We start from the raw sequence: 11,635 nt of genomic DNA on the forward strand, positions 1-11,635 counted from the left end.
GCGGGACGATCTGGTTCAGGCACGGGCCACGTTCAGCCTCGAAGGGGTACGTCGGAGGCCTCGCCCGAGATGCGCAGCCCTTCCGGAACGACCTTCACCTCGGTCAGCTTGAGGTTGTACGGCAGCTTCCCGATCGGGATGCGGTAGTTGATGAACCGCTCGGGGTTGGGGACGGGGATACCGCCACCCAGGGTCACCTTCCCCGGGGTGAGTTGCAGGCCGCCCTCGGCGATCTCGACCTTGAGATCCGCCTTCACCGGCACCTTCTGCCCCAGTACGGTGATCTCCCCGCTGATGTTGAGCGCGTCACCCGCGACCTCGGCCTTGATCCCGCGGGGTGCCCTCTGGTTGATCGTCTCCACCGGGACGACGACCACCCCCTCCACGCGCTCGGCGCGCATGTCCACCTGCCGTGGACGGAGCACCAGGTCCTCCAGCGGGGCCGTGACGCCGTGCAGGGTGAAGTCGACGCTCGACAGGCGGATACCCGAGACGGTCATCGCGCCCGCGGCGACGTTCACCTCCTCGTAGCGCCCGGCGATCGCCTGGGTGAGAAAGGGGATGCCCTCGATCGTGACCTCGGGCGGGGCCGAGAGGTCGTACTTGGCCGTCGCCTGCGTGGCGATCTCGCGCTGGACACCCGCGACGGCGACCCTGTCGAGGATCACCACGAGAACGAGAAGTACGAGGAGAAAACCGATCAGCTTCCGCATTCGACTCCCTTTTCGTTCTCCGGACCAGGAGGTGCCATCGGCGTGACCTCCCCCGGCAATCCTGTCCGAAACGCCGCCCCGGCGATAGCTTCCACCTCCCTCAGCCGCCCGCGAACGGGGGGAGCACCTCGACCGTCGCCCCGTCCGTCAGGATGATCGTCTCGTGGGCTCTCCTGCCCACCGGATCCCCGTTCACCAGGAACGACGACAAGGTCAGCACGCGAGCCAGCCTGTCACGGTCAGATGTGATTTTCGTCATCAACTCGGCAAGGTTCGCGGCCTCGGAACGCTCCTCGGCGACCCCCGCCGCTTCCTTTGCCGCAGCCCAATATCTGACAACGACCGACGCCATCCGTGAATCAACTCCCCAAACACACGTAGGGTTACCGCACCATTACGGCGAATTCACCTGGAGAACGGGTGTTCACCAGGTGGACGTTCGCTGGACGCTACGGCCTTGTGGGTTATCCTCACCTACTACGGGACCTGGGCAACGTAGCCCCCGGGTCCTTACGTGTTTGTACGGCTATCGCCGACATGACGCGGGAAGGAGGCATCGTGAGCAATCTCCTGCTGCTCACCAACGCCCTTGAGCCCTCGACTGAGGTGCTTCCGGCGCTGGGGCTACTGCTGCACTCGGTACGGGTCGCGCCCGCGGAGGCATCCGCCCTGCTCGACGCCCCGCCCGCCGACGCGATTCTGGTGGACGCGCGCCGCGAGCTCGTCCAGGCCAAAAGCCTGTGCCGGCTGCTGCGCACCACGGGCGTCGCCTGCCCCCTGGTGGTGATCGTCACAGAGGGCGGTCTCGCCGGGCTGACCGCGGAGTGGGGCGCCGACGACGTCATCCTCGACACCGCCGGACCCGCCGAGGTCGAGGCGCGGCTCAGGATGGCCGTGGGCAAGCTCAACCTGTCCGCCGCCGAGGAGGTGCCGGACGAGATCCGTAACGGTGACCTGTCGATCGACGAGGCCACCTACACCGCGAGGCTCCGCGGCCGCGCGCTGGATCTGACCTTCAAGGAGTTCGAGCTCCTGAAGTATCTGGCGCAGCACCCCGGCAGGGTGTTCACCCGCGCCCAGCTCCTCCAGGAGGTCTGGGGATACGACTACTTCGGCGGCACCCGCACCGTGGACGTCCACGTCCGGCGGCTCCGCGCCAAGCTCGGCGCCGAGTACGAGGCGCTGATCGGCACGGTACGCAACGTCGGCTACCGGTTCGTCCCCGAGCGCGGCAACGAGGCCGTCGAGGAGCGCGAGCCCGTCCGCCACTAGGGATCCCGTTCTCCCCTGGAGCTCCCAGGACTTCCAGGAGTCACCGGGAACGGCCCTGGCACGTTCCCGCCCCCGCGACGGCTCTCGCGAGGGCGGGATTCAGGTGTCCCCCCGCCCGGCTGTCCCGGCCTTGCCCGGTGTGACGAGTCCGGACTCGTAGGCGAAGACGACGAGCTGCGCGCGGTCACGCGCCCCGAGCTTGGTCATCGACCGGCTGACGTGTGTCTTCACGGTGGCGTGGCTGATGGCCAGGTGATCGGCCATCTCCGCGTTGGACATACCGGTGGCGACGAGGGCGAGGATCTCCAGCTCACGGCCGGTGAGGCGTTCCAGGCCCGGTCCCGCCACGGGCCTGGGCGGGGTGGACACGTACTCCTCGATCAGCCGCCGGGTCACCGAGGGTGAGAGCAGCGCGTCACCGGCGGCGGCCACCCGCACCGACCTCAGCAGCTCGGCCGGTTCGATGTCCTTGAGCAGGAATCCCCCGGCCCCGGCGCGCAGCGCGGCGAAGACGTACTCGTCGAGGGCGTAGTTGGTCAGGATCACCACGCGCACCGCGTCGAGCTCGGGGTCGGCGCCGATCCTCCTGGTGGCCTGGATCCCGTCGAGCAGCGGCATCCTCACGTCCAGCAGTGCCACGTCGGGCCGCAGCGCACGGGACATCTCGACGGCCTCGACGCCGTTGCCCGCCTCACCGACGACGGTGATGTCGCCGGCCAGGTCGAGCAGGGCGCGGAAGCCCGCGCGGATCAACGCCTGGTCGTCGGCGAGCAGCACCCTGATCACGGCCGCCCCGCCAGGGGCAGCTCGGCCCGTACGGCGAACCCGCCCTGCGGGCGCGGTCCCGCGATGAGCGATCCTCCCGCGGCGACCGCGCGCTCACGCATCCCGATCAGTCCCATTCCGTACCTCGTGACCTCGGCGGACGACTCCCCGTCGTCCTCGACGCGCAACACGATCGTCTCAGGCCGGTACTCGGTCGTCAGCGTGATCGACGCGGGCCCGGCGTGACGGAGCACGTTGGTGAACGCCTCCTGCGCGATGCGGTAGACCGCCCGGTCGACGTCCGGAGCGAGTTCCCCGCGCTCTCCGACGACGAGGACCTTCACCGGCAGCCCCACCGCCTCCGCCCTCGCGACCAGCCGGGGCAGCCGGTCCAGCCCCGCCTCCGGGCCGTCGGGATCGGACTGCCTCAGCACGCCCAGCGAGGCGCGCAGTTCCCGCATCGCCTCGCGTCCCGACTCCTTGATCACGGCCAGTGCCTCACGGGACAGCCCGGGGTCCCGGTCGAGCAGGTGCATCGCGACGGACGCCTGGACGTTGATGACCGAGATGTTGTGGGTGAGGGTGTCGTGCAGTTCCTGGGCGATCCACAGCCGCTCCTCGTCGGCCCGGCGCAGCGCCGCCTCCTCGCGGGTGCGCTCGGCCTCGGCCGCCCGCCTCTCGACCTCGTCGAGGTACGCGCGGCGACTCCTGGTCGTCTCGCCCAGGATGACCGTCGCGACCAGCCAGCCGCTGAGCAGGGTGAAACCGCCGTCGGGGGCGGGGTCGACGTCGGACAGCGCGATGAGGCCGTAGACCCCCACGCCCATCGCGACGGCGAGCCAGATCGCGAGGCGACGCCGTCCGAGCGACGCCGCCGTGTAGATCGACATCAGGGCGGGCGCCGCGGCGAAGATCCCCGGATACCGCCCGGCGTAGTAGGCCACGACGCAGGCCACCGTGATCGCTCCCGCCTGCGTCGGCGCGCTCCGCCGGAACGCGAGCGCCAGCGACGCCACCGTGATCAACGCCAGGCCGAACGTGTCCAGCGGGCGCTCGGGGGACCCCGAACTGGACAGCCCGCCGTAGGTGCCCCCGACGATCCCGGCCAGCACCCCGGCCGCCGTCAGCGCGTCGGTCCTCCTGCTCCTCACCCTGACACGGTAGGTCACCGCATCCGCCTCGCCGACCCCCGCGAGGAGGAGGTCCCCCGTACATCCCCTGACGTACGCCGGCCTGACGCACGAGCGCGGACACCGCTCCTGCGGAGGCAGGTGTACGGCGACACCGCCGAGGCGGCGTGACATGAGGCGGGGCACGGTCGGGCATCTCGAACGGACCGGGCACGCGGAGGCCGTCGGGCACCCCGGACGAGTCGGGTACCCGGGACGTCGCGGGTAGCCCCGAACGAGTCGTGCACCTCGAACGAGAGGCCCACCGGACGCGTCCGGCGGGCCTCTCCCGCGTGTCACACCCTCGCGGACGCGTCACGCGTCACGACGTACCGCGACCTCCGCGGCGCGGCGCGCCTTTCGCCCGCGTTACGGTTCGCACCCGCGTCAGGGAACGACCGTGATGTGGTTGGGCACCGGGGGCGTGATCGACGGGTTCGCCGCGAAGTAGGCGGCGAAGGCGTCGATGTCCAGCGGGCCGCTCCACAGGTCGGTGCCGTCCCTGAAGGCGAGGAACGCGTCACCGCCGCCGACGAGGAAGTTGTTGGCCGCGACCCTGATCGTCTGGGTGTCCGTCACCGCGACACCGTCGATCTTCATGTCGGAGACCTTCGAACCCCACGGCGCGCTCGCGCTGTAGGTGTAGGTGAAGTTCGACGACGGCTGCAGGATCTTGGTGAACGCCTGGGCGTTGGGACCGCCGACGAACTGCTGCTCCAGAACGGTCTTGAGCTGCGCGCCGGTGAGCGTGACCACCTGCATGAGGTTGTTGAACGGCTGGACGGTGAACGCCTCGCCGTACGTCACCACGCCGTCTCCCTCACCCGCGGGCGAGCCCGCGTAGTTGAGGCTGGCCCGCACGCCGCCCGGGTTCATCAGCGCGATCTCGGCGTTGCCGCCGGTCCTGGTCGAGACGAGCTGGGCGTCCGCGATGAGGTTGCCGAGGGAGGACTCCCCCGACGCCACGGCGGTGTTGGTGATGTCCGCGGTGATCCTGCCGATCGGCCTGTTCGCCACCGTCGCGACGCGGTCCTTCCACGTCTGGACGAACGTGGCGATCTCCGGGTCGGGGGTGACCGTCCTGGTCACGACCTGGTTGTCGGCCACGACCGTGGAGCGCACGACGTCGCGGGTCTTGACGTCCACCTGGAAGTCGACCTTGGTGATGACCCGGCCGAAGGAGCCGCCCTGGCTGTAGAGACGGGTGCCGCCCTTGGGGTCGGTCACATTGCACAGGTACGCCTGGTGGGAGTGACCGCTGAGGATCATGTCGATCTCGGCGTCGACCTGCGTGGCGATCCGGTTGCCCGCGCCGGGCTGGGCGCTGCACGCGTCGGGCGACTGGCCCGCGGTGACCTGGTCGCCCTCGTGCACGAGCACGACCTGGGCCTTGATGCCGACGATCTGGAGAAGCTTGGACGCGACGTTCGCGGCCTTCACCTCGTCGATGAACTCAAGATCCTTGATGCCCTCGGAGGTGACGATGTCCGGGGTGGTCTTGGTGACGAGGCCGATGAAGCCGATCGGCACGCCGTTCATCCAGCGGATCGCGACCGGGGGCAGCGCGGGGATGCCGTAGTCCTTGAGGAGGTTGCGCAGCGAGGCGCTGTTCGTCCCGCCGAGCGCCTCCAGCGCCTGCTTCTCCGCGCCCTTCTCCGGCCGCTTGAAGATGACGTTCGCACCGATGTAGCTGTACTTCGCGCCCTTCCACCTACCGGCGGGCGAACAGCCGTCCACCGGGTGGCAGCCACCGTTCATGATGCGCTTGAGCTCGGCGTACCCCTCGTCGAACTCGTGGTTGCCCACCGCGGAGGCGGTGACGCCGACCTTGCCGAGGAACTCCACGGAAGGCTCGTCGTGATAGGCCGCGGAGATCAGGGGGGTGGCGCCGATCAGGTCGCCCTGGGCGACCTTCAGCGTGTTCTTGTCGGAGAGCTGCTTGAGGTGGGTGGCGACGTACGCGGCACCACCCGCGTCGACCGTCGCACCGGTCTCGTCGACCATGCGGCCGGACGAACCGGTCGGTGGCTCAAGGTTGCCGTGGAAGTCGTTGAGGGAGAGCAGGCGGACCGGCACCGTCTTGGCGGGCTTGGCGGGCTTGTTGCCCGCCTCTGCCGGTCCAATCGCGAGCACGAGACTGGTCCCGGCGAGCACACCCGCCATGACCAACCGCTGGAAGGAACGAGACGTCATGGACCACGACACTAAAGGGACTATCTGTGCAAGGAATGGCCTAGAGGTAACGATTCACCCGGCGAGCGCATGGCGCCTTTTGCCAGTCCCCGGTGAGCTCGGGAGGGACCTGCCCGCTTAGAGTCCACAGCATGAACGTGCGTGTGGAGTACCGGGGAGCGCTCGGCGACCAGGAGGTGTCCGACGTTCTCGCGGTGGTGGAGGCGGCCACCGAGGCCGACAAGGTCAGACCGCTCAACGAACATGTCATGCTGCACCTGCGCTACGGCGGCGACGAGCGGGCCGGAGCCGTGCTGCTGTACGTCGGGGACGACCTCGCGGGCTACGCCCACGTCGACCCGACCGACCCCGTGGAGGGACCCAGCGGGGAGCTGGTCGTCCACCCGGCGTTCCGCGGGAGGGGATACGGGCGCCGACTGCTGGAGTCCGTGCTCGACCACACCGGCGGGCACCTGCGTCTGTGGGCGCACGGCGGGCATCCGGCCGCCGAGGCCCTCGCCCGGTCGGCGGGTTTCGACAGGATCAGGTCCCTGTGGCGGATGCGCCGCTCCCTGTCCTCCGACATCCCCGGCTTCGAGCTTCCCGAGGGGGTGCGGCTGCGCACGTTCGAGCCCGGCGCCTCCGACCGGGAGGCGTGGGTGGCGCTCAACGCCAGGGCGTTCGCCCAGCACCCCGAGCAGGGGGCGTGGACGATCGAGGATCTGGAGCGGCGCGAGCGGGAACCCTGGTTCGACCCGGCCGGATTCTTCCTCGCCGTACGTCCGGCCGGCGACGGCGACCGGCTGGTGGGCTTTCACTGGACCAAGGTCCACGGCGACGGCGACCACGCGCACGACCCGCTCGGCGAGGTGTACGTCGTCGGCGTCGACCCCGCGGAGCGGGGAGGCGGCCTGGGCAGATCGCTCACCCTCGCGGGCCTGGCCTACCTGCGGTCGCGGGGCCTGAGCCAGGTGATGCTGTACGTGGACGAGAGCAACCCCGCGGCGATCCGCCTGTACGAGAGGCTGGGCTTCACCCGCTGGGACGTCGACGTGATGTACCGGAAGTAGGGACATCCCTCGCGTGACCCCGGGGGAAGGAGACGTCCCCCGGGTACCTGATGGTGACCCCGGAGGCCCTGGGGCTGAGGGGTGCCCCCGGAGGCCTGAGGCTCAGAGGTGCCCCCGGAGGCCTGAGGCTGAGGGGTGCCCCCGGAAGCAGGACGCGCCGGACCGGGGGCACCCCGGTCCGGCGCGGTCGCCCGAGAACTACTCGATCATCCAGTGGAGCACGAAGTAGGACAGCGCGGCGACGAACGCGGCGGCCGGGATCGTGAGGACCCAGGCGGTCACGATGTTGCCGGCGACGCCCCAGCGCACGGCCGACAGGCGCTTGGTGGCGCCGACGCCCATGATCGCGCTGGTGATCGTGTGGGTGGTCGAGATCGGAGCCCCGAAGCCGATCGCCGCCGTGTAGAGCACGGTCGCGGCGGCCGCCTCCGCGGCGAACCCCTGCGGCGGGTCGAGCGCGATGATCCGGCGCCCCAGCGTCCGCATGATCCGCCAGCCGCCCGCGTACGTGCCGAGCGAGATGGCCGTGGCGGCGGCGAGGATGACCCACTGGGGGATCGGGTCACCGTCGTTCTGGTAGCCGCCGACCACGAGGGCGAGGAAGATGACCCCCATGGTCTTCTGTGCGTCCTGGAGGCCGTGGCCCAGCGCCATCGCCGCCGCGGACACGGTCTGCGCGTGCCGGAAGCCCCGGTTCGCCTTCGTGGGCTGGGCACGCCGGAACCCCCACAGAATCCCGATCATGATCAGCCCGGCGAGGCTGAAGCCGACCAGCGGAGACAGGATCATCGGAATGACGACCTTCTCCACCACCCCGTCCCAGTGGACGACGCTCGCCGAGGCGAGCGCGGCACCGACGAGGCCGCCGATCAGCGCGTGACTGCTCGAGGAGGGAAGGCCGAAGTACCACGTGACCATGTTCCAGGTGATCGCGCCGATCAGACCGGAACCGACGATGACGAGACCGTGGCTCCCCTGCGGGGCGTCGATGATGCCCTTGCCGACGGTCGCGGCCACCTGCGTACCGAGATGCGCACCCAGGAAGTTCATCGCCGCGGCCATGAACAGCGCGGCCCTCGGCGTCAGCGCACGCGTCGAGACGGAGGTCGCGATCGCGTTCGCGGCGTCGTGAAAGCCGTTGGTGTAGTCGAACACCAACGCCACGACCACCACGCTGATGACGAGTGCGAGCGTGAGATCCACTTAGCTTTCCTTGACCGCGATCGACTCGATCGTGTTGGCCACGTGCTCGAAGGCGTCGGCGGCCATCTCGAGCTGATCGATGACCTCCTTCATCTTGAGGACGGTCAACGCGTCGTACTCCCCGCCGAAGAGCTTGGCGAGAAGACGGCGGTAGACCTGGTCGGCCTGGTTCTCCAGCCGGTTGATCTCGATCCAGTACTCGTTGAGGTTCTTCATCGAACGCAGCCGCGGCATCGCCTCGGCGGTGAGCTCCGCGGCGCGCTCCAGCACCTCGACCTGCCGGACGACCTCCTTGGGGAGGTGGTCGATCTGGTACAGGACGATGAGGTCGGCGGCCGCCTCCATGTAGTCCATGACGTCGTCGAGGTTCGAGGCGAGGCGATAGATGTCCTCGCGGTCGAAGGGGGTGATGAAGCTCTCGTTGAGTCGATTCATGATCGCGTGAGTACGCTCGTCGCCGGCGTGCTCACATGCGCGCATCTTCTCAGCCAGGGCTTCCCTGTCCGATCCGTCACTGATGATCTCTACCAGCAGGCGGGACGCTGTGACGAGGTTGTTCGCCGAGTCGGCGAACAAGTCGTAGTAGCTGTCCTCACTAGGTGTGAGACGCAGACGCACGTCGTTCTCCAGATGTGCGGGGATGGTCCGCAGAGAAGGGTAAGGGTTACCAGCGGAAATACGAACTTCACCCGCTAGACATGCACTCTTCCCGATGTCGCTACCCAGTGACACGCGGCTTGAGGCAGCCTTGAGGGCATCTTTCCGATGACCGTTTTTACTGGTTTTCGGCCACAGTATGACGAAGACAGGCCAAGTATGGGACTTCTCCGCCTCTGAACGCCATCTGGCATCTTCCCCAGGTTCACGTCGGAAACCTCCGCTTCTGACGTACTTCCCGGGCGGTTCACCGAGATCACCAGAGGCCGTCGCCCCGTCGAGAAACCCCGGAGTGATTTCCGTCACGGCCCCCCGCCGAACCGCGTCGTCGCTGGTCACGGCAACCTCGCTCGCGTGTCCGCCCCCTCGGCCTCCCGCCGTCGCGAGCCCCGGGGCCGTCCACCTCCCGACAGGTTCACCCCGTCAGGGCAGCCCGGACCGACAGGAAAGTTCATTTTGAATTCACTGTTAGTTCATCTTTGTCGGGAGTCTGCCCCGAGGCCTCAGATCGGTGTCCGATGGAAGTTGAGGTAGGAACGGCTCGGGGTCGGGCCCCGCTGACCCTGGTAGCGGGATCCGTACTTCTCCGACCCGTAGGGATACTCGGCCGGAGAACTGAGCCTGAACATGCAGAGCTGACCGATCTTCATACCGGGCCAGAGCTTGATCGGCAGTGTCGCGACATTGGAGAGCTCCAGCGTGACGTGCCCGCTGAACCCCGGGTCGATGAATCCGGCCGTCGAGTGCGTCAGCAGCCCGAGCCTGCCCAGCGAGCTCTTGCCCTCCAGCCGCGAGGCGATGTCGTCCGGCAGCGTGACGACCTCGTACGTGCTCGCCAGCACGAACTCCCCCGGATGCAGGATGAACGGCTCGTCCTTGTCCGGCTCGACCATCCGCGTCAGATCGGGCTGCTCGACCGCCGGATCGATGTGCGGATATCGATGGTTCTCGAAGACCCGGAAGTAGCGGTCCAGGCGCACGTCGACGCTGGACGGCTGGATCATCTCAGGCTGGAAGGGATCGATCCTCACCCTCCCGGCCTTGATCTCAGCGGTGATGTCACGATCGGAAAGCAGCACGTGTTGGAACCTACCAACTCGGAACCCACCGACGCCGGAGCCGTGAAGCCCGTCCTACGAATCTTGCTCCCCTTCAGGGGCGAGAGCCGCCCAACTTTCCGCTAGAGTGGTGACGCGCGGTACGCCGCACGCGGGTGTAGTTCAATGGCAGAACATCAGCTTCCCAAGCTGACAGCGCGGGTTCGATTCCCGTCACCCGCTCCACGCTCGAAGGCCCAGGTCAGGATGCGAATCCGGACCGGGGCCTTAGTTGTTTCCGGAGCCTCTTCGATCTTCCGTGCCCGTCACGTGCCCGATCTCGGTGGAGCCTCTTTCTTGAGAGCCGCTTCGGCGAGCTTTCCCATGCCGTCGGCGATCATCTGATCCCGCCCGTTCTCGGTGTGCAGATAGATCAGCGCGGCCCGCGTGGTCGAGTGCCCCATCCGGTTCATCAGCTCCCGCAGCGTCGCACCCGACTGCGAGGCGAACGTGTTGCCCGTATGGCGAAGATCGTGGAAGTGGACACCGGAAAGGTTCGCCTCCTTCAGAGCCTTGGCCCAGATCCGGCTGAAGGCCAACCGCCGCAGCATCGCACCCTTCGCACCCTTCGCACCCTTCGCACCGAGGAAGACGAACGCCTCGTCATGCTCCTCGGTGTACATGGCGAGGTGCGCACGCAGCTCGGAGACCACCACCTCGGGAAGAGCGACCGTCCGCGTACCGGCCACGGACTTGGGTAGGCCGACGGTCACCGATCCGTCCTTGAGTTCGGTGGTGGAGGCCACGACCCGGACCGTCCGGGCGTCCAGTTCAAGCGGCGCCGCGCCGCGCCGCCGTACCCGGCCCTCTGCCGCACGCCGCCCGGGCGTGCGGCCTGGGGGCCGACCCCGGCCGGCGGCGCCCCGGCCGTAGCCGCACCACGCACCCGCCGTACCCAACCCACGCGCCGACTCCAACGGCGCACCGCCGCTCATAGTCGTTCCGGCCACCAGCCCCAAGCGCTACACGGGGTCTACGGCGCCGTTCAGATCAGCACCAGCCGTCCCGCTCTCATCCCGCGTAGAAAGCCGATCAGGGTGCCACGGCATCCACTTCCGCTCGACTTCCGCCTCCAGATCGACTCCGTGATGTCCTGCCATCAGCAGGACCTGAGACAAAACATCCGCCAGCTCGGCTCGGAAGCCCAATTCCAGCTCATCTGGAGAGCATCCCTTATCTCTGGCCTGTCCAGAGCGCATGAGGAACGCCTGCGTCAGCTCACCGACTTCTTCCTGAAGCTTCAGCAGGAACCAGGTGTCATCCCGGGTTATCCCATGCTTGCGGGCATAGGCGCTCGATACCGCTTCGACCTTGTCTGTGAGCTGCCGCAGATCCATGCCGGAAGTGTAAGAGGCAAGGGCGAAAGCCGGAGGCGTCCCAGCTGGGCAGCCAACGAAAAGGGCCGGTACCACCGGGCGCTCCCCCAAGGCCGGGTAGTTAGGGTTTCTGGCCTGCTGGCAAGGGGCCGGGCGAAGCCGTGGTCGCGGTGTAGATGCCGTGGCCGATCTTGCGGATGA

At 68.2% G+C, this 11,635-nt stretch carries 12 protein-coding genes and 1 tRNA gene; 3 read left to right on the forward strand and 10 right to left on the reverse strand.

Going from position 1 to position 11,635, the window contains the following annotated elements; all coding sequences use genetic code 11:
* Positions 1–32 precede the first annotated feature (32 nt).
* Together AB0B90_RS02825 and AB0B90_RS02830 are read right to left on the reverse strand one after the other, a co-directional pair.
* Positions 33–713 carry a DUF2993 domain-containing protein gene (locus AB0B90_RS02825; protein ID WP_350943072.1) on the reverse strand — a complete coding sequence of 227 codons (681 nt, stop codon included), beginning with the start codon at positions 711–713 and terminating at the stop codon, positions 33–35.
* A gap of 100 nt (positions 714–813) precedes the next feature.
* The gene (locus AB0B90_RS02830; protein WP_350943071.1) at positions 814–1,065 is read right to left on the reverse strand and encodes a MoaD/ThiS family protein; all 252 of its coding nucleotides are present in this window, start codon (positions 1,063–1,065) and stop codon (positions 814–816) included.
* A 206-nt stretch (positions 1,066–1,271) separates the two neighbouring features.
* Here AB0B90_RS02830 and AB0B90_RS02835 point away from each other — a divergent pair, with 206 nt between their 5' ends.
* Positions 1,272–1,985, forward strand: coding sequence for a response regulator transcription factor (locus tag AB0B90_RS02835; protein ID WP_350943069.1), 714 nt, complete (start codon positions 1,272–1,274; stop codon positions 1,983–1,985).
* Positions 1,986–2,084: 99 nt separating this feature from the next.
* Here AB0B90_RS02835 and AB0B90_RS02840 read toward each other — a convergent pair whose 3' ends face one another.
* The 3 genes from AB0B90_RS02840 to AB0B90_RS02850 form a co-directional block, all read right to left on the reverse strand.
* Positions 2,085–2,771 (reverse strand): response regulator transcription factor, encoded by a 687-nt coding sequence (locus tag AB0B90_RS02840; RefSeq protein WP_350943067.1) that lies wholly within the window; start codon positions 2,769–2,771, stop codon positions 2,085–2,087.
* Positions 2,768–3,901 carry a sensor histidine kinase gene (locus tag AB0B90_RS02845; protein ID WP_350943066.1) on the reverse strand — a complete coding sequence of 378 codons (1,134 nt, stop codon included), beginning with the start codon at positions 3,899–3,901 and terminating at the stop codon, positions 2,768–2,770. The genes AB0B90_RS02840 and AB0B90_RS02845 overlap by 4 nt, the downstream gene beginning before the upstream one ends.
* Before the next feature lie 405 nt (positions 3,902–4,306).
* Positions 4,307–6,112: a bifunctional metallophosphatase/5'-nucleotidase gene (locus AB0B90_RS02850; RefSeq protein ID WP_362920381.1), complete on the reverse strand. Its 1,806-nt coding sequence runs from the start codon at positions 6,110–6,112 to the stop codon at positions 4,307–4,309.
* Between the two features lie 131 nt (positions 6,113–6,243).
* On the opposite strand from AB0B90_RS02850, the gene mshD reads away from it, so the two are divergent.
* Complete coding sequence (gene mshD / locus AB0B90_RS02855; protein ID WP_362920383.1) at positions 6,244–7,161, forward strand: mycothiol synthase; 918 nt, start codon at positions 6,244–6,246, stop codon at positions 7,159–7,161.
* A gap of 198 nt (positions 7,162–7,359) precedes the next feature.
* On the opposite strand, the gene AB0B90_RS02860 is transcribed toward mshD, so the two are convergent.
* From AB0B90_RS02860 to dcd, 3 genes are all read right to left on the reverse strand, one after another.
* Complete coding sequence (locus AB0B90_RS02860) at positions 7,360–8,364, reverse strand: inorganic phosphate transporter (protein WP_350943060.1); 1,005 nt, start codon at positions 8,362–8,364, stop codon at positions 7,360–7,362.
* A complete protein-coding gene (locus tag AB0B90_RS02865) occupies positions 8,365–8,982 on the reverse strand; it encodes a DUF47 family protein (protein ID WP_030924556.1) in 618 nt (205 codons plus the stop codon).
* 542 nt (positions 8,983–9,524) lie between these two features.
* Entirely contained in the window at positions 9,525–10,100 is a 576-nt protein-coding gene (gene dcd / locus AB0B90_RS02870) for a dCTP deaminase (RefSeq protein WP_350943058.1), read from the reverse strand.
* Positions 10,101–10,230: 130 nt separating this feature from the next.
* On the opposite strand from dcd, the gene AB0B90_RS02875 reads away from it, so the two are divergent.
* Positions 10,231–10,304: transfer RNA gene (locus tag AB0B90_RS02875), tRNA-Gly, on the forward strand.
* Between the two features lie 80 nt (positions 10,305–10,384).
* Here AB0B90_RS02875 and AB0B90_RS02880 read toward each other — a convergent pair.
* Positions 10,385–10,864 carry a tyrosine-type recombinase/integrase gene (locus tag AB0B90_RS02880; RefSeq protein WP_362920385.1) on the reverse strand — a complete coding sequence of 160 codons (480 nt, stop codon included), beginning with the start codon at positions 10,862–10,864 and terminating at the stop codon, positions 10,385–10,387.
* A gap of 216 nt (positions 10,865–11,080) precedes the next feature.
* Positions 11,081–11,455, reverse strand: a complete 375-nt coding sequence (locus tag AB0B90_RS02885) for a pyrophosphatase (RefSeq protein ID WP_362920387.1) — start codon at positions 11,453–11,455, stop codon at positions 11,081–11,083.
* Positions 11,456–11,635: the final 180 nt, after the last annotated feature.

The sequence above is a fragment of the Streptosporangium sp. NPDC049078 genome, assembly GCF_040648855.1.
Lineage (GTDB): Bacteria > Actinomycetota > Actinomycetes > Streptosporangiales > Streptosporangiaceae > Streptosporangium.

Bases quoted from the DNA above. Each gene is read 5' to 3' on its own strand.
- AB0B90_RS02885 (WP_362920387.1), bottom strand. From the start codon at position 11,455: ATGGATCTGCGGCAGCTCACAGACAAGGTCGAAGCGGTATCGAGCGCC.
- AB0B90_RS02830 (WP_350943071.1), bottom strand. From the start codon at position 1,065: ATGGCGTCGGTCGTTGTCAGATATTGGGCTGCGGCAAAGGAAGCGGCG.
- mshD (WP_362920383.1), top strand. From the start codon at position 6,244: ATGAACGTGCGTGTGGAGTACCGGGGAGCGCTCGGCGACCAGGAGGTG.
- AB0B90_RS02825 (WP_350943072.1), bottom strand. From the start codon at position 713: ATGCGGAAGCTGATCGGTTTTCTCCTCGTACTTCTCGTTCTCGTGGTG.
- AB0B90_RS02850 (WP_362920381.1), bottom strand. From the start codon at position 6,112: ATGACGTCTCGTTCCTTCCAGCGGTTGGTCATGGCGGGTGTGCTCGCC.